A 17,068-nucleotide genomic window follows, 5' to 3' on the forward strand; every position below is an offset into this window, starting at 1 on the left:
TCAGTAAATGGATCACCTAATGGAGATTCCTGCATAGCGCATTTAATATCATAATCAACGCCAATTTCATCAATATCAAAAAAAGCGTCTTTGTTAGGAATACATTCTAAAGATGGAAAATTCCCTAATTTAACTAATGTATTAATACAAATTAGCTTTACATAATCATCCTTTTTATAATCTTGAAACTCTAAAAGTAAACTAATTATTTTTAATGAAAGATTCCTATGTTCACTATTCATTGAACGACATAATATATCTGCAAATCGCAAAAGATGTCCTAATTTTAAAGATGTAATCAGTTTTATATGATTCAGGTCATTCACTATATAATGACTATAATCTACCTCTAATTCATATAATAATAAAGATAAGTATTCATCGTTACCCGCTTTATCAGCTAAATATTGTAATGCATTCATTATTTAAGCACATCCTGTAATATTTGTGTTCTATTAAGATCTATATTAGTAAATGGTAATAAATAAAAATAAAATGGATATCCTTCTAGCCCATATTTTTTAATTTTATCAAGAATATACCCTTTTATATCCTTGACTTGATCCATAATCATTTTTTTTATAGCCATTTCAAATTCTTTATGAGATAAAGCCTTCAGCTCTGGCTTTATCTGAATCTCATAACCAATGAAAACCCCAAATGCATCATCTATAGAAATCTCACTTGATTTAGCAGCTGGATAAATTAAAGCCTCCAAAATTTTCTTATCATCATCTTCAAAGACACTATGCTCAATATGTTGAGACAATAATCCTCGCTCAAAATTTATCCCGCTCTTTCTATCACCAGTTTGATTAATCTCTAACATAAACTCGTTTATAGAGTTAAAAGCATCTGTTATGGCAGATTTCAATGTAGCATAAGTTTTAGACTCACCAAAAATTAAATGGTAATAACTATTTTCATTTTGTTTAATATGGATTCCATCGGATCCATGAACAGGCATATTTTGGGCTGTTTTTAATTCATACTTAGCGATAATTTGAGGTGCATCTAAATGGCCTTCTAAAAAGCAAAATAATAAAAACTCACCTAATTCCCCTTTATTTTTAAGCGCATCTTTAAACTTTTCACGTGCAACTTGGCTTAGTTTCATTGGACTTTTAGCATATAACGCCTGCGTATGTGCAGATAGTGTGAATTCTGGAACAGAGGGTAATAAACACTCGCTAACTGTACTATAATCAAAATCTTTCGATTTAATAGGGAATATAAATAATTCAATATGTCCTAATTCATCATTAGTATCAACTAAAGAAATTTTTTTTATATGTTCAAACTGCTTAATTGCACTCTTGGAGCACTCATTTATTTTCATATACTACCTCACCCAAACCTATTTTTATATTATCTCAATTCAATCTATTAAATTTTCTTCAAGCCCAACTTTATAAAACATAGCTATTTTTTACTTTATATCGATAATATAATTACGCCCCACAATCTATTTGCTTAAATAGAATCCATACTAATATTACCCTTCCCTAATTTTTCCTCATTTAATTGACTTTCCTTCAGATATAAGTTTTTCTTCAAATTCAATCTCTTTTTTTGTTTTTGCCTCATTCCATTCAAGTGCATATTCAATTGCTAAAGATTGAGCTTCCTTTTTATCTAACTCAAGCCAACTATTGATTCTTTTTTCTAACTCAACTGAATAGCTTGCATATAATTGACACCCCGTAGCTAAACTAGAAATATGTAATCGTATAATTTTGCCACTAGATAATTTTAAAGCTAATATATTAGGTCCTCTCGTCGGCCAACAAGCAGGATGACCTAACCATGATTTTTTTTCTAATGCCATATACAAGCTGATTAATAGTGGATATCCATCTATACGTAAATTTTCATCTTTAGGTACAACTTTATGTGAAAAAGATTCTTTAGTTGAATAACCTAACAAAATATCTTCACTAGGAATTGACTCCAAAGTATTCGCTATTCTTTCAAAATGTTTCTGTATAACATTATTATTATGTGATTCTAATAAAAGAAAATTAGCTCCAACTAGTGCTAAATCATCAGGTCCAATACCAGATTGAATACCGTATGTTAAATATTCATTTTGTGTAATCCCAATCAATCCCGCTCTAGCATCGAATTCTACTTTATTAGAATAATCATATTGAAAACTAAGTTTATGTGTACTTTGATCTAACATCCAATTAAAGTAAAAATCGTGCCGAATTGGGATATCCGTTAATTCTTCCAAAGCACAATTAAAAAAGTGAGCTATCTTAAGAATTGTTTCTAATGTAGGTTGAGAGGCTTCTCGCTCATAAGAAGATACTTGACCTAATGTCAAACCTACCTTTTTACCAAAATCAGCTTGGCTTAACTTATATTTTCTTCTTAGACTTTTAAGGCGCTCACCAAAATGGAAGTTACTATATTCTAAGGTCTTTGATTTTCCCGAAATTTTCTCTAGTATATTTAATTTCATATAAAAGTATTGACCTTTCTTATTATTTTATGTATTATTAACTTAATATTTTGATTAAATCAAAATATTATTTTTAATACAAACAAAATTTTATATATTCACAGAAACTTTTAGTCAGATTAAAGTTTTAATTCAATTATAACATAAATTTATTATCATAAAGAAAGGTACTCATATGGACAAACGATTTCTAACAGTCAAAGAAACTTCACAAATTTTCTTTGAAGGAAAAATCTCTGTTTCTTCACTATATCGTCTGATTACTGCAGGTGAATTACCTGCAATAAAGATTGGCAAAAAAGTCCTTATTAATACAGAAACCCTAAAGCAAAAATATGTATAAAAAAAGCCCATAATGGCGGCAACCATTATGAGCTTCGCTAAGTATTTCCCGTTCAAAGAAAAATCCTTGCACTATTAGTATATATAACAGCTGTCTAATGCGCAAGGTTTATATTAAACTTTACGCATTTTTGGGTGCGCAATTCCCTATCAGATTTTAATAATCTGCCAGGGTTATTTTGTGTACCCTTTTTTAGTATGTGCAGAGGCTTTTCCCGCTATCACTAGTGGATAGATACCACTTATCTTCAACCATAGAGAAGCCATATATATGAATACAAACCTATACCCAATTGAACCTAATCATATTAAAATTGTACAAACATATTTACCTGATTACTTAAAATCAAAAAATTTAACAACCACTACCCGCTATAAATATCACTGTTTAAATCCAAATCATACAGATAATAATCCTTCCATGTGTTTGTATAAAGGGAGGAGGGATGGAAAACTAAGATTAAAATGTCAGGTATGTGGTCTAGTACTAGATTTATTTAATCTAGTCGAACTTGTAGATCATATACAGGGCTTTGTAAATCAATACTTTTATATTTGTAATTATTTTCATCTAGATCCAAACAATCCTATTCCATCAGCCCACTATGAATACTATCAACACAAAAAGGTTGATAACCAACAAATTTTAGAATACATAGATTTATGCACCACTAATAAAGTATTAATAGATGATAAATGGTCATTACGTTCTATTCCATCACATATTGTCGAAGAATATAGTCTTGACTATGATGAAGCACTAGATGCATACATCATACCAGTTGGAGATAAGGGCTTTATCCAAAGATTTAATAATGACAGAAAACCTAAATATAATCGTTCTTATGATTTAAGAGATTACTTTTTTGCTAATAGATTTTACAACTCACTACCATTCATCATTACCGAAGGAGAAATTGATGCTTTATCCCTTCTAGCTTGTGATTACCCCAATGTAATTGCTCTAGGAGGCGTTACAAAACTTAAACACTTTTATGAAGAATTTCTTAAAAACAATTCAGCCACAATTATTTTAGCACTTGATCTAGACGAAGCTGGTTCAAATGCATTTACTCTAGCCAAAATAATTTCCTCAAAAGTAGGATTATCACCACCTATAAATTTATGGAATCTTTTTAAAGAACCACTTCCGGAAAATATCAAAGATATAAACGATTTATTGATATTTAATCAACCTCTATTACAGAAAACATTAATGACCATAAAAAAGGACTATACCCATGAAAAGAATAAGTGATGAAGAGTTAGACAAAAAAATAAGGCTTGCAAATGAGCGTTTAAACAAACTACAAGAGAAGAAAGATGCTCGCCTACAAGCCCGACGCAATCATATCGCTATCTACTTAGAGAAAACATACAATATAACCACGATTAAGGAACTTGAAACACTGTTACAGCGTACTCAAAATTCAGAGTATTAATATGATTGCATCGGTACGAACCATACTACTTGTACATACAATGCTTATGCATTATACGTAAAGTAGCTTGGTTCGTCTCCGACGGGCGGGAGTCCCCTGCACCCCATAAGAGGATTTAACAATGAACAATCAAAGAAAAACACGCCGCCTAAACATATGATTAACAGATGATGAATGGCTTATTATTAACGAATTGGCAAATCGTACTGGAATGACGATTTCAGCATTTATACTTACAACTATACTAAAAGGCAAAATCACAATCTATGAAATAGATACACAAGCAATTTTACGGCCTTTATTAGGACTACAACGACACTACAATACCATTCGCCATTGGATGATAACACGTAACTATAAAAGTCCTATTTTAACCGTAGAATACGAACAGGAGCTAAAGGATTTATGGCAATTATTAGCGCAGGCAAAGGAAGTAGTAGCGCAGCGGGATCTATAAAGTACGTACAGTACGAAAAAGGCACTACTAACACCCGTATTATATTTTCTGATGGTATTAATTGTAGTCCTTACTATAAAGATGCAATTCACGACTTTGAACTTATTAGGGATACCTTTCAAAAATACGGTGGGCGTAAAGCTCATCATATGGTACTCGCCTTTTCGCCGGCAGAGGAAACCAAATTTACACCTAAGGAATTATTCCAGAAGTCAATAGAGATTACAAAAAAAATATTTCCGGACAATCAAATCTGGCTAGGGATGCATAATGATACAGAACATTTGCATGTTCATATAGTTATCAACTCGGTAAATCTTGAAACTGGTAATAAACTACAAATAGCCGGACGAAAAGGGATGCATGACATCATGGAAAAGGTCCAATTAAAAGCACATGAGCTAGGCTTAGATACCACTTTAAGTATTGGTCGTAAACAATATGAACAAGGACATGTCGTTACACATAACATTATAGAACATAAACTAATTGAACATGGTAAATCTTGGAAAGCGGATATCGCAGAAAAGGTTTATACAGCTTTAGAACACGCAAAGAATAAGACAGATTTTATATTGCGTTGCAATGAATGTGGATTAACTTGTAATTGGTCCAATACACGCAAACATATAACATTCGCCTATATCAATGACCCCTTAAAAAAAGTGCGTAATACTAATTTAGCTAAAACATTTACATTAAATAATCTTTCTTCTAAAGATACTATGCAAGCTATTTTTCGAATCAATAAAGAAAACTATACCCAACAAATAGCAACCAAAACATTGGAACTAGAGCAATCTAAAACATTAGATAGAGAGCGTACAAGAAAACTAGCACGAACACGCTCTATGTCATTAGGGAGGTAATTATGAATATACTAAATAAAAAGCGTCGTAAAGAGTTAGAATATGATGGTCGAAGTAGAGGTGGTTTTTCATTAGGTAGCTATTCCACTCCAAAGAAAGAGTCTATTTCAATAGATTCCCCACTTACAGAAGAAGAGGAAATTGCAAAACGTTTATATAATATAAAAAAAGAAAACCTCCAATTAAGTACTGATGTCATTTTTTTAGGAGAATTGCTCCAGAAAAAAATTAGAGAAGAAAGTGAATTAATGGAGTCTCTTGAGAAGACAATTAATATATCAACAAATAAATTTGAATCTATAACCAGTAATGTTATCGGATCTATAAAAGACTTAGATAAACGTATAGATAATGCAGCTAATTCAGCACATGAACGCACCACAGCTGACTTAAAACGGATTTTCCAAAATATTGAAGAGGCAGGTATAGCTTATAGTAAAGGACAATGTGATCGATTAGATAAAACAATCGAAAACTATGAAAAGATGCTAAATAAAGGTCGTGAAACGCTTGAATTTTGGAGTTTTGGAAAAAAGTTATTAGTAGTTATTCTTAGCGCTATGCTTATCTTCCAATTCTATTATAATTACAAACTAAATAATCATTTAGAGGAGTTATATACACAAATAAATATGATACACACCCTTTATAAAGGAGAAACGAAGTACTGGTTTGATGCTGATAATCAAACCACATATGTTGAAACTCAAAAAGCACACAATCAGCGAAAATAATCCTCTGCAAACCTTAATAATAAATGGGTATATACCTTTAACACCTTAAAAAAGGAGAATTAAGATGAATAAAAACTGGCTCACCATAAATGATATAGCAAGTTATCTAAATGTATCTCGTACAGCGATTGTAAATGCAATTAATCGTAAAGAGATTCCAACAACTCGAGTAGGTCGTCGCATTCTAATAAAACAGGATGATTTTCAACGCTATCTATATAATATAGAAATCAAGGGTAAAAATACTCTATGAAACGTCGTAGTAATGGTGAAGGTAGTATCTTTCACGATAAAAAGCGCAATCACTATGTTGTCAGACTAACCTATGAGGATTCACTAGGTATAAAAAAACGTAAACATATTTATGGATCTACTGCTGCAGAAGCAAAACATAAAGCAAAAGAATGGAAGAAAGCTAGCCTATCTAAGGATAATAAACTGACTAAAAACCCACTGGTTAGTGAATGGATTGATGAATGGTTAGAAACTTATGTAAAAAATGCGGTCAGACCTGCTACATATAAAATCTATAAAGTGTGCCTAGCTCCTATCAGACAAGCCTTTACTAAGCACCGACTAGATCAATTAGAATCAACACAACTTCAAAACTATTTCAATAAACAGTTAACCCATGGCGGACGAAACCATACTGGATTATCTCCTTTTACCGTTCGAAATCAACGCAGATATTTCGCTAACTGTATTGATACTGCCTTAAAACTAAGATTAACTAACAAAAACCCTGTGAGATTAACTAAATCTCCCAAACAAACTAAAGCAGAGATACAACCTCTCTCTCAATACGAAGCACAAACATTAATCAATCAAGCGCAACAAGAGCTAGCGGAAGCCAAAACAATTAAAAACGCACATAAGATAATGGTCTCCGCAGATTTATATATAGGTATCTATATTGCACTTGAAACAGGAATGCGTTTAGGAGAAATTATGGCCCTTCGTTGGAGCGATATAGTAATTGATTCTTATATTACTGTTCAGCGGTCAAAATCAGAAGTTAAAGAGCAAAATATAACCTCACCTAATACTGGAATCGGAAGGAAAATACAAATAAGCCAACGTCTTATATCAGCTTTAAAAGAACACAAAAAGATTCAAAACACTTATAAGAAAGAGCTAGAAGATCTCTATGAAAATGATTATAGAATTATAGGTGGACTACTTGGTAAAGGCTTTCACGCTCGTCATTATAGCTCTAGGTTATTCAAGCAACTACTACAACGAGCAGGAATAGATAGACGTGTTAGATTTCATGATTTAAGACATACCCATGCCACACTTTTACTTCTATCAGGTGTAAATCCTAAAATCGTTCAAGAACGTTTAGGCCATTCTAGTATTAATGTTACTTTAGACATTTACTCTCATGTAGCACTTGCTGATCAGGCTGTCGCTATTACTGCATTAGATAAATTAAATCTATAATAAAATCATTAATTAATAAAGTTCCACTCAAGCTAGTTTCAATATGTATATAATCTATGATATATTAGAAATATTGACATTCATACTTAAGGAGCTAACCAATTGTTACCAAAAAAAATTTCTACACCTAAGATTCCACCTATCAAAATACAAGGCATAAAAACAAAGCTAGTACCATTTATTGCTAAGTCAATTAAATGGAATGGAAACGGAACATATTTTGAACCCTTCATGGGTTCAGGAGTTGTTGGTTTTAATTTAAACCCAACCAAAGCTATTTTCAGTGATACAAATCCGTATATTATACAATTTTACAAAGATATACAGAATAGAATTATAACTTCCAAAATAGTAAGAGAATTTCTAGAAGAAGAAGCTATTAAATTAAAGAATACGCCCCCAGATAAAAATTCATATTATTATACTGTTAGAGATAGATTTAATACTAGCCATAGTTCGCTAGATTTTCTATTTCTCCAAAGATCTAACTTTAATGGCATGATTCGATTTAATAACAAAGGTGCCTACAATGTCCCTTTCGGACGTAAACCAGATCGTTTTAAAAAAGCTTTAATAACAAAGATTGTTAATCAAGTCAAATGGGTAGAAAAAACTATCTATAATAAAGATTGGCAATTCTTATGTATGCCATTTACTGAAGCTTTTAACATGATGAAATCAGGTGACTTTGTATACTTAGATCCACCATATATCGATAGATATGATGGATACTATGATTCTTGGAGCAAAGAAAATGCAATTCTATTGGCAACTCTAACCCAAAACGGAAAAGCAGGGTTTGCATTTAGTATGTGGTATGAAAATCAGTATAGAAAAAATACTCACATGGAGATTTGGAATAAAGGCAAAATACTCACGACAGAGCATTTCTATCATTTAGGTGGTAAAGAACTAAATAGGAATAAAATGATAGAAGCACTTGTAATAAGCCCCGAAAACTTAAATTTTGAAAATATTCCAGACGATAATATAGAAATCTCATTATTTGATACATAAAAAATAGAGCTAAAAAATAGCTCTATTTTTTTCCCCATATATTATTATATTCATCCTTATATAGATCATACAATCTATTTAATTCATCGGCTCTATCAGAATCGCTTTTCCTTACCCATTCAATATATGATGCTAAATCATTAAATAAAGAATTTGCTTTTTCAGGACTATCTGTATACTTAGGATGATTAACCCAGTAATCGTGGAAAACCTCCTCACCTAGCACAGAAAAGGGGCCTGCACCATATACAAAAGGTTCTATAGAATTGGCCTTAATTGTACCAATATTATCAGTGTTCCCACTCCCCTTCTTATCCCCACATATTCTATACTTCTCTTGAATAAATACTTCTATATTTTTATAAGCAGGTATTATATCTGATATTTTGTTAAAATTTATATGACCTGTAGTTGGATTGCTTTCTCTTGTATATACCACGCCCAAGATATAGTGTTGATCATAATCAGAATAATTTCCAACTATATTTTTAGTACCATTCCGCATAAAACTAGTAAAACTTCCACCAGTAAAGCCATAGCGAGAATTGTTACTTCTTCTATAAGTAGTCTTAACGTCTATAGCTATCTTTCTTCCATCTGGCTTTATAAAATAAAAATCAGGATAAACTGTTTGCATTTCTGACTCTTTTAATATATAACCAAGCTCATTAGCAACTTTATTTAAAGTATCAAATATTATGACTTCAAATAATCTACCTATAATCTTCGAATCATTTCCAAAGGTATATATATTTTTTTCTTTATTTATAAATCCAACCAACTCCCAAGCACTTTCATCTTGTGGCAATAATTTATTTACTGTATTAATTATATCATCTGTATATGGAATCATGTTTTTCACTTAATCGAAAGATAATTTTACCTACTAACATAGTTTATCTATCTATAAACTAATGAAAACTGGCTTATTAATTGGCTTATTTCTATAATAAGAGAAAATTCTAATCAACTTATAAGCCAGTATTAATCTATGGTGCGCCTAACCGGAATCGAACCAGTGACACGCAGTTTAGGAAACTGCCGCTCTATCCAACTGAGCTATAGACGCATGTATACTTTATTATATCGTTTTTAATAAAGTATACGCAAGGCGTCCTTATTGTTGTAGGTATTGGTTATTCACTTGTTTTTGTTCTTCTGGGCTTAGATTTTGGTAGCCTTTCGCTAACGAACTTACCCAAGATCCGTAGGCAGGGTTTGGAAACACTACAAAGGTAGTACCAAAGTCCTCTTTATGAGCATCGATGATAGCATTTCTTTCAGCTAAGGTCTTACCTTTTGTGCCAATAGGGAAATCACCAGCGTTATCGCCCATGTATACAACGACATAATATTTTTTAGCAATCATATCAAAGCGAGGTTGTTTATCAGAGTCTTTTTCGAATAGTAGTACATGGTCTTTATCGACAGATAGGAATCCTAGTTCTTTAAAATTCTGTATCGTTACGTCAAGGTTTACAGGTGCGTAGCGATTTGAAACATAGAAGATTTCTACCCCTTGTTTATGAACTTCATTTAAAAATTCAACGGCTCCAGGCATGGCTTGCGATTTTCCTTGATGCACGGCTTGACGCCACCAAGGAGCATCAAAACGACCATTACCGTTTGCTATACTTTCACCCATCAACTTGGTATTATCCACTACAGTTTCGTCCGCATCAAGAACGATAGCTAAAGGTTTTCTTTGATGAGATGGATCAGTAACGGCCATCTTAACGGCATTCATTGCCACATTGTACCCTTGATACGCCAACGCTCTGTACTCTGCAGAGGTGCGCATCCATAGCAAGCCCATCGTTTCAGTTTCGGCTTGGTACTGTTGTTTTTGCTTGAGGGCTTCCTGTGCCACCACATCATTAGCTACTACATTATTAGCTACTGCATTATTAGTTACTGTATGATTTGCTGTAGCACTAACTCCATCATTCTTAGCTGTTGTAACCGCCTTAGCTGATTGAGCCTGCGTTACAATAGCTACGGGAACAAAGCTATTTGCTTTCACCGTTGCTGGAGAATTCGCCTGTACTACAGATCCAACACAAAGGCTTCCTCCCATGCAAGCCACCATCACATACCATGCCAAACTACTAGATTTCATAACTGCCTCCTATTCACATGTAACATTTCGTGCAAATTCAACACATCATATAATTCTACATAGTTATACTAAAATCCTTTTAAAATTTGTATATTACTAACACAATAAAAGAGCCTTTGCTACATATCTTTAATAACATTTAGTTTAGATATGATTAGCAAAGGCTCTTTCAAGGGGTTTATTTGTTTGTGTTTATAAGATAATTGGTATCAGTGTATAAAAATTTTGTGTGAATTTAGATTTTTATAGATTAGTATTTTGTATAAATGTGAAAGTGTTATTAGTTAAGAAAGTTCTTTTCAATCGTTAGTATTGTTTAGATAAACTATTTTAATATTGTTTAAATAGTATCGTTAGTCTTATTTTACATCGCTAAAATCGATGTTCATACCCAAGGCTTTAGCAACGCCTTCACCATAAGCTGGATCGCATTGGTAACAATGTTTTGCATGACGTTCTTTGATAAAATCAGGTACGCCATTCATAGCCGCTGCGGTGTTATCAAATAAAACTTGTTGTTGTTCAGGGCTCATGAGGCGGAACAATTTACCTGGTTGTGTAAAGAAGTCAGAGTCGTCTTCATAAAAGTCGTATTGGTAAGCTGGACCAGATACATCGAGAGGAGGATTTTTGAATTCTGGTTGTTCAGCCCATTCACCAAAGCTATTTGGTGCATAGCCAATTGTAGAACCATGATTACCATCTATACGACCTTGCCCATCTCGGTGATAGATATTTACAGGGCATTTAGCGGCATTAACAGGGATTTGATAATAATTTGCCCCTAGACGATAGCGTTGCGCATCCGCATAGGAGAACAAACGACCTTGTAGCATTCTGTCAGGAGAGAAAGAGATACCAGGAACGATAGTTGTTGGTGCAAATGCAGCTTGTTCTACATCTTGGAAATAATTTTCTGGGTTGCGATTAAGTTCCATCACACCAACTTCAATCAATGGGAATTCGTCATGATACCATACTTTTGTTAAATCGAATGGATTGTATGGCATATTGTTAGCTTGTTCTTCCGTCATCACTTGGATGCATAATTTCCATTTAGGGAAATCGCCTTTTTCAATAGCCTCAAAGAGGTCACGTTGGTGACTTTCACGGTCACTAGCTACCACATTAGCCGCCTCAGCATCGGAAAGATTTTCAATCGGCTGTTGGCAAACCCAATGGAATTTAACCCATACGCGCTCATCGTTTTCGTTAATAAGACTGTATGTATGACTGCCGAAACCATGCATTGTGCGGTAGGATTTAGGAATACCACGGTCACTCATGACGATTGTTACTTGGTGGATTGCCTCTGGCAAGCTAGTCCAGAAATCCCAGTTTGCTGTCGCATCGCGAAGATTTGTTTTCGGATTCCGTTTTACAGCGCGGTTCAAATCAGGGAATTGCAATGGATCGCGGATAAAGAATACCGGTGTATTGTTACCTACGAGGTCCCAGTTTCCTTCTTCCGTATAAAATTTTACGGCAAAGCCACGAATGTCGCGTTCTGCATCGGCCGCACCGCGCTCACCGGCAACGGTGGAGAAACGCACGAATAACGGCGTTTGCTTGCCTACTTCAGAGAAAATTTTTGCTTTCGTATATTTTGTAATGTCATTGGTTACTGTGAAAGTACCAAATGCACCGGATCCTTTAGCATGCATACGGCGTTCAGGAATCACTTCGCGCTCAAAATGAGCTAATTTCTCCATGAGCCAAACATCTTGCATCAATACAGGACCACGTTTACCTGCTGTAGCAGAGTTGCGATTATCTGGTACGGGAGCACCAAAGGCTGTTGTTAGTTTCTTTTCATTATTCATGTTACAAACTCCTACTTAGAGATCAAAATGAAAGTAATTTACTTTACATAATTTTTAAATCATACATCTTAATTACGATAAAAATTATTAATGGATAATTATTATCCATTAATATGTAATTAGAATATCACAAATTTTTTAACATAACAACCCTAAACTTTTACAAATCTTGTATACACGATATCATTTATAATTTTAAAATGAGAATTTCAATGCTATATATTTAAAACCTATTAAGATATACCTACAAAAATACGCAAAACAAAAAACACCTTGTTTCTACTAACTTGTAGATCACAAGGTGTTTTCATTCAATTTATGCCGGACGACTCCAGTCAACTTGTACGTCGATAGCTTCCCACATGCGTGTTAAAGCTAACTTAAGATTATCCAAAGATTCTAATGGTTTTACGGTTAACCGTTCATACGTATCAAGACCTGTAGCATGCTCAATAGCATGTTCATTATTCAAGTAAGCGATTACCTTATCAACCCACTCTTGTTCAGGTAAATCTACGGACACTGTTTTTGTTTCTGTGTCATAGGACAAGAAACCATTACTGTTTACGCCATAATGGATGGCCACACGAAATAAACTCATATCTATACCTCTCTTGCGGTAATTTATTAACACTACACCCATATTGTAACATGAACAATTATATTAGTGAAAGTATTCAATATAAACTTTATAAGTCCTTTTTGAGGATCTTTTTAGGTTCTTCAATAGATGGGTGTATATCTGTAACTGTAGACCGATCAGCCTTTTTAGTCGAGCCTGCATCAACTTTAGTAGATGCTCCATCCTCTTGAGCAGTCTGTGCATCCACGGCCGCTTTCAACTCTGACCGTTTTCTGCGTATTCCATTGTCTCCGTGAAAGCGTTGCCATAATGCGCCACTCATAACAGCAGTCTCACCAAATTTAGACTCTAACGAATCTAACACGCTAGCAAGCTTGTCCTCTGTTTCATCCTGTAGAGAATCAAAGAGACTATCCTGCATAGGAACCTCCTCATCGAGGCCACTCACAGTGAGACCTAATAATCGTATAGGGCCAGGCGGATCCATACAGGTAATCCCTTTAGAACTACTACATTTAAAATTCCTAGACTTTACCTTTGTAGTGGCCCCTAACGGTTCCGTATCTTTCTTAGACTCTTTAGGCCGCTTACTCGTCTTATCCTGCACCAATTTATTCCACAGAATCAATGCTGTTTCGAAAAATACATGTTCCTGGTCTGACGGTGTATCTAGCCGCTTCTGCCGTGATACGGTCGTAAAATCATCATACCGAACCTTGATAGATACAGTATGTCCATGAAGGTTACGCCTCCGAAGCCGTTTCGATAGACGGTTTGCAAAGTACCTAAATTCTAATTCAATAGCACGGCCATCGGTGAGGTCTTCTTCGTAAGTTTCCTCAGCTCCAATTGATTGTATCTTGCGATCTGTTTCAACAGGTCTATCGTCGATACCATTCGCCAGTTCCCATATGCGCTTTGCCTGATTACCCACGAGAGGAATTAAACTACTTTCATCAGGCAAAGACTGAATATGACGCATCAGGTGAAAGCCACCGGCTTTCAAAATTTTCTCTGTCCGAGGACCAACACCCCAAATACGTTTAATAGGCAAAGGAGCCAGCACCTTTCTTTCACGACCGTATGGGATGACCACAAGACCATCAGGTTTATCTAAATCAGAGGCCAATTTAGCAAGAAATTTATTGGGTGCTAAGCCTGCAGAAATAATAAGTCCTGTTTTCTCGAATACACGATCTTTAATGGCTCGTCCTAGCGCTTTGGGGCCGCTATACATGGTGGACATGCCGCTCACTTCAAGAAAGGCTTCATCAATAGATAAAGGCTCAATATAAGGGGTAAATTCTTTCATAATGGAAAAAATTTGGTTCGACACCTCTTTATAGCGATCCATTCGAGGATATACATAAATCCCATCAGGACAGAGTTTCTTAGCCCTCGATATTGGCATCGCAGAGTGAACACCAAATTTTCGGGCCTCATAGGAACAGGTAGCTACGACACCACGTGAAGAAAGACCACCCACGATTACGGGGTGGCCTTTATACTCTGGATGATCCAGTTGTTCTATGGACGCGAAGAATGCATCCATATCAACATGCATAATCCAACGTCTCATTGTTACGCTTCTTTTTCGTGCTCAGAAATGCGGCAGTATTTAATTTGCGCGCAAATGCACTCATCTTTAGTTTTGTATAATTGAGGGAGAATATCTAAAATATCTGCAAATGTAGCTTCATTAATGGAGTAACGCGTCCATAAACCATTACGTTGAGAGTTAACTACACCTGCATCAATTAAGATTTTCATGTGGTAACTCAACGTAGATTGAGACAAATTGAAGCTCGCTAAAATATCGGCTGCACATAATTCATTGCAAGACAACATATCGATGATGTGTAATCTTGTTTCATCGCTTAATGCCTTAAAAATCGTCGCTAAACGTTCGTAAGAAACTTCAACCATATCTTTAACTCCTCAGATCCTTATCAAAAAATATCAATCTACTTCTTGGTACTATTATATACTATTTCTTAATGTAAATCTATTTTTTTCTTTATATTTGTATCTTAATAATTTATTATGAATACAAAAAAATTATAGATAAGTAAATTTCGCCTAATTATAAACTAATTTAAGCACGTAGCTATTTGTATAAAATGAATATTTTAAACAATTTTTCATTTGATAGGTTTATTTGAATATACATTTTTCTGTATATATAACAATTGCACTCTATTATTCGTTATATATTTCTCGATATGCTCACGCTTTAATAACTATAAAGCATACTTCGATATACCGCACTACTGTAGCAACCTAAAGGATTAGATATAAGGATCCACGTTTGTATTCTGCATCCATTCAATACAAAAGACCCCTCTGTGAGGGGTCTAATCTGTATAATTCTATAAATCGATTGCATAGCAAAAAATGTTAAAATATATAACACTCTATCAATGCTACCAAATGCAAATTTTCTATTATATCAAATTAGTATAGCTTAGAATACATTTACTAGATCGATAGTTTGGCTGCGGTTAGGACCAACAGATACAATGCCTAAAGGCACGCCTGTTACTTCTGCAATACGTTCTACATATTTACGAGCATTTTCAGGCAATTTATCATATTCACGGATACCAGAAATATCTGTTTCCCAACCTGGCAATGTTTCGTAAACTGCTTCGCAGGCTTCAAGATCTTTTAAGTTAGCTGGAAACCCTTCTACGTCTTTACCATTCAATTTGTAACCTACGCAGATCTTCAATTCTTTAAAGGTATCAAGAATATCCAACCGTGTAATAGCTAAGTAATCAAGGCTATTAAGACCTGCTGCGTATTTTACAACCATGAGGTCTAACCAACCACAACGACGAGGACGACCCGTTACAGTACCGAACTCATGACCAAGTTCACGGAGATTATCCCCAGTTTCGTTAAGAAGCTCTGTAGGGAATGGACCTGCACCAACACGTGTTGCATACGCTTTTACAACGCCAAAGATGTTTTTCAAGTAGTTAGGCCCCACACCAGCGCCTGTGGAAGCGCCACCTGCGATTGGATGAGAGGATGTTACAAATGGATAAGTACCATGATCAAGGTCGAGCATAGTAGCTTGAGCACCTTCGAACAATACCTTTTTATCCTCTTTTACAGCTTTAAGAACAGCCGCATTAGTATCTGTTACATAAGGTTTCAAGGCTTCAGCGTATTTGATGTAATCCGCTAAGATTTCATCGTAGCTAACAGGTTCAGCATCGTATACCTTAGTAAGCATTTTATTTTTGAACTCTACATTGTACGCTAATTTTTGTTTAAATGTTTCCATATCATACAAATCGCAGATACGGATACCAATACGATTGATTTTATCAGCGTAGCAAGGACCAATACCATTTTTAGTAGTACCGATTTTAGCATCCCCTTTAGATGCTTCTTCCGCAGTATCTAGAGCGATATGGTATGGCATGATTACATGTGCACGATTGGAAACTTGAAGGGATTTAGCAGATCTGCCTTGCTTTTCAAGACCTTCAATTTCTTGTAGCAGAACTTTAGGGTCGATAACAACACCAGTACCCACGATATTTTGTTTGTTATCGTATAAGATACCACTTGGTAAAAGGCGAAGTGCAAACGCTTTATCATCAACTACAACAGTATGACCCGCGTTATTACCACCTTGACTGCGCACCACAACATCCGCACGTTCTGCGATCCAGTCAACAATTTTACCTTTCCCCTCGTCACCCCATTGAGTGCCGATAACCATACTAGTTGCCATATCTATATCCTCCATATGAAAGTC

The 17,068-nt window shown here is 34.7% G+C and carries 17 protein-coding genes, 1 tRNA gene and 1 pseudogene; 8 read left to right on the forward strand and 11 right to left on the reverse strand.

The window, feature by feature from the left end:
• The 3 genes and pseudogenes from VPHSUH08_RS08670 to VPHSUH08_RS08680 form a co-directional block, all read right to left on the reverse strand.
• Positions 1–422: pseudogene (locus VPHSUH08_RS08670) on the reverse strand (helicase); the annotation flags it as partial.
• Positions 422–1,339 (reverse strand): DUF1837 domain-containing protein, encoded by a 918-nt coding sequence (locus VPHSUH08_RS08675; RefSeq protein ID WP_105087249.1) that lies wholly within the window; start codon positions 1,337–1,339, stop codon positions 422–424. The gene VPHSUH08_RS08675 and the pseudogene VPHSUH08_RS08670, both read right to left, overlap by 1 nt.
• A 177-nt stretch (positions 1,340–1,516) precedes the next feature.
• Complete coding sequence (locus VPHSUH08_RS08680; RefSeq protein WP_105087250.1) at positions 1,517–2,467, reverse strand: helix-turn-helix transcriptional regulator; 951 nt, start codon at positions 2,465–2,467, stop codon at positions 1,517–1,519.
• A gap of 175 nt (positions 2,468–2,642) precedes the next feature.
• Here VPHSUH08_RS08680 and VPHSUH08_RS08685 point away from each other — a divergent pair, with 175 nt between their 5' ends.
• From VPHSUH08_RS08685 to VPHSUH08_RS08720, 8 genes are all read left to right on the forward strand, one after another.
• Positions 2,643–2,810 carry a helix-turn-helix domain-containing protein gene (locus VPHSUH08_RS08685; protein WP_105087251.1) on the forward strand — a complete coding sequence of 56 codons (168 nt, stop codon included), beginning with the start codon at positions 2,643–2,645 and terminating at the stop codon, positions 2,808–2,810.
• Positions 2,811–3,080: 270 nt separating this feature from the next.
• Entirely contained in the window at positions 3,081–4,067 is a 987-nt protein-coding gene (locus VPHSUH08_RS08690) for a toprim domain-containing protein (protein WP_105087252.1), read from the forward strand.
• A complete protein-coding gene (locus VPHSUH08_RS08695; RefSeq protein ID WP_038141045.1) occupies positions 4,051–4,251 on the forward strand; it encodes a hypothetical protein in 201 nt (66 codons plus the stop codon). The genes VPHSUH08_RS08690 and VPHSUH08_RS08695 overlap by 17 nt, the downstream gene beginning before the upstream one ends.
• Before the next feature lie 405 nt (positions 4,252–4,656).
• A complete protein-coding gene (locus tag VPHSUH08_RS08700) occupies positions 4,657–5,577 on the forward strand; it encodes a relaxase/mobilization nuclease domain-containing protein (RefSeq protein ID WP_105087253.1) in 921 nt (306 codons plus the stop codon).
• Positions 5,578–5,579: 2 nt separating this feature from the next.
• Positions 5,580–6,311 (forward strand): hypothetical protein, encoded by a 732-nt coding sequence (locus VPHSUH08_RS08705; protein WP_009660737.1) that lies wholly within the window; start codon positions 5,580–5,582, stop codon positions 6,309–6,311.
• Between the two features lie 64 nt (positions 6,312–6,375).
• Positions 6,376–6,564 (forward strand): helix-turn-helix domain-containing protein, encoded by a 189-nt coding sequence (locus tag VPHSUH08_RS08710; protein ID WP_105087254.1) that lies wholly within the window; start codon positions 6,376–6,378, stop codon positions 6,562–6,564.
• Positions 6,561–7,754: a tyrosine recombinase XerC gene (gene xerC / locus VPHSUH08_RS08715; RefSeq protein WP_199176065.1), complete on the forward strand. Its 1,194-nt coding sequence runs from the start codon at positions 6,561–6,563 to the stop codon at positions 7,752–7,754. The genes VPHSUH08_RS08710 and xerC overlap by 4 nt, the downstream gene beginning before the upstream one ends.
• A 102-nt stretch (positions 7,755–7,856) precedes the next feature.
• Positions 7,857–8,771 carry a Dam family site-specific DNA-(adenine-N6)-methyltransferase gene (locus tag VPHSUH08_RS08720; RefSeq protein WP_105087255.1) on the forward strand — a complete coding sequence of 305 codons (915 nt, stop codon included), beginning with the start codon at positions 7,857–7,859 and terminating at the stop codon, positions 8,769–8,771.
• A 22-nt stretch (positions 8,772–8,793) separates the two neighbouring features.
• Here the strand turns inward: VPHSUH08_RS08720 and VPHSUH08_RS08725 are convergent, their stop codons facing one another.
• From VPHSUH08_RS08725 to VPHSUH08_RS08760, 8 genes are all read right to left on the reverse strand, one after another.
• Positions 8,794–9,624: a type II restriction endonuclease gene (locus VPHSUH08_RS08725; protein ID WP_105087256.1), complete on the reverse strand. Its 831-nt coding sequence runs from the start codon at positions 9,622–9,624 to the stop codon at positions 8,794–8,796.
• 139 nt (positions 9,625–9,763) lie between these two features.
• Positions 9,764–9,840: transfer RNA gene (locus VPHSUH08_RS08730), tRNA-Arg, on the reverse strand.
• A gap of 48 nt (positions 9,841–9,888) precedes the next feature.
• Complete coding sequence (locus VPHSUH08_RS08735; protein WP_105087257.1) at positions 9,889–10,890, reverse strand: 5'-nucleotidase, lipoprotein e(P4) family; 1,002 nt, start codon at positions 10,888–10,890, stop codon at positions 9,889–9,891.
• Positions 10,891–11,249: 359 nt separating this feature from the next.
• Complete coding sequence (locus VPHSUH08_RS08740) at positions 11,250–12,713, reverse strand: catalase (RefSeq protein WP_012864949.1); 1,464 nt, start codon at positions 12,711–12,713, stop codon at positions 11,250–11,252.
• A gap of 316 nt (positions 12,714–13,029) precedes the next feature.
• On the reverse strand, positions 13,030–13,314 hold the full coding sequence (locus VPHSUH08_RS08745) for a hypothetical protein (RefSeq protein WP_004694573.1): 285 nt from the start codon (positions 13,312–13,314) through the stop codon (positions 13,030–13,032).
• An 88-nt stretch (positions 13,315–13,402) separates the two neighbouring features.
• A complete protein-coding gene (gene dinB / locus VPHSUH08_RS08750) occupies positions 13,403–14,875 on the reverse strand; it encodes a DNA polymerase IV (RefSeq protein ID WP_105087258.1) in 1,473 nt (490 codons plus the stop codon).
• Positions 14,876–14,877: 2 nt separating this feature from the next.
• Complete coding sequence (locus VPHSUH08_RS08755) at positions 14,878–15,222, reverse strand: helix-turn-helix transcriptional regulator (RefSeq protein WP_004694570.1); 345 nt, start codon at positions 15,220–15,222, stop codon at positions 14,878–14,880.
• Between the two features lie 538 nt (positions 15,223–15,760).
• Entirely contained in the window at positions 15,761–17,044 is a 1,284-nt protein-coding gene (locus VPHSUH08_RS08760; protein ID WP_008602060.1) for an adenylosuccinate synthase, read from the reverse strand.
• Between the last annotated feature and the right edge of the window lie 24 nt (positions 17,045–17,068).

The sequence above is a fragment of the Veillonella sp. S13054-11 genome (assembly GCF_002959795.1).
In the GTDB taxonomy this organism is placed as follows: Bacteria; Bacillota; Negativicutes; order Veillonellales; family Veillonellaceae; genus Veillonella; species Veillonella parvula_E.

Excerpts from the sequence above, each read along its gene's own strand:
- VPHSUH08_RS08675 (WP_105087249.1), bottom strand. The coding sequence starts at position 1,339 with ATGAAAATAAATGAGTGCTCCAAGAGTGCAATTAAGCAGTTTGAACAT.
- VPHSUH08_RS08680 (WP_105087250.1), bottom strand. The coding sequence starts at position 2,467 with ATGAAATTAAATATACTAGAGAAAATTTCGGGAAAATCAAAGACCTTA.
- VPHSUH08_RS08685 (WP_105087251.1), top strand. The coding sequence starts at position 2,643 with ATGGACAAACGATTTCTAACAGTCAAAGAAACTTCACAAATTTTCTTT.
- VPHSUH08_RS08690 (WP_105087252.1), top strand. The coding sequence starts at position 3,081 with ATGAATACAAACCTATACCCAATTGAACCTAATCATATTAAAATTGTA.
- VPHSUH08_RS08695 (WP_038141045.1), top strand. The coding sequence starts at position 4,051 with ATGAAAAGAATAAGTGATGAAGAGTTAGACAAAAAAATAAGGCTTGCA.
- VPHSUH08_RS08700 (WP_105087253.1), top strand. The coding sequence starts at position 4,657 with ATGGCAATTATTAGCGCAGGCAAAGGAAGTAGTAGCGCAGCGGGATCT.
- VPHSUH08_RS08705 (WP_009660737.1), top strand. The coding sequence starts at position 5,580 with ATGAATATACTAAATAAAAAGCGTCGTAAAGAGTTAGAATATGATGGT.
- VPHSUH08_RS08710 (WP_105087254.1), top strand. The coding sequence starts at position 6,376 with ATGAATAAAAACTGGCTCACCATAAATGATATAGCAAGTTATCTAAAT.
- xerC (WP_199176065.1), top strand. The coding sequence starts at position 6,561 with ATGAAACGTCGTAGTAATGGTGAAGGTAGTATCTTTCACGATAAAAAG.
- VPHSUH08_RS08725 (WP_105087256.1), bottom strand. The coding sequence starts at position 9,624 with ATGATTCCATATACAGATGATATAATTAATACAGTAAATAAATTATTG.
- VPHSUH08_RS08735 (WP_105087257.1), bottom strand. The coding sequence starts at position 10,890 with ATGAAATCTAGTAGTTTGGCATGGTATGTGATGGTGGCTTGCATGGGA.
- VPHSUH08_RS08740 (WP_012864949.1), bottom strand. The coding sequence starts at position 12,713 with ATGAATAATGAAAAGAAACTAACAACAGCCTTTGGTGCTCCCGTACCA.
- VPHSUH08_RS08745 (WP_004694573.1), bottom strand. The coding sequence starts at position 13,314 with ATGAGTTTATTTCGTGTGGCCATCCATTATGGCGTAAACAGTAATGGT.
- dinB (WP_105087258.1), bottom strand. The coding sequence starts at position 14,875 with ATGAGACGTTGGATTATGCATGTTGATATGGATGCATTCTTCGCGTCC.
- VPHSUH08_RS08755 (WP_004694570.1), bottom strand. The coding sequence starts at position 15,222 with ATGGTTGAAGTTTCTTACGAACGTTTAGCGACGATTTTTAAGGCATTA.
- VPHSUH08_RS08760 (WP_008602060.1), bottom strand. The coding sequence starts at position 17,044 with ATGGCAACTAGTATGGTTATCGGCACTCAATGGGGTGACGAGGGGAAA.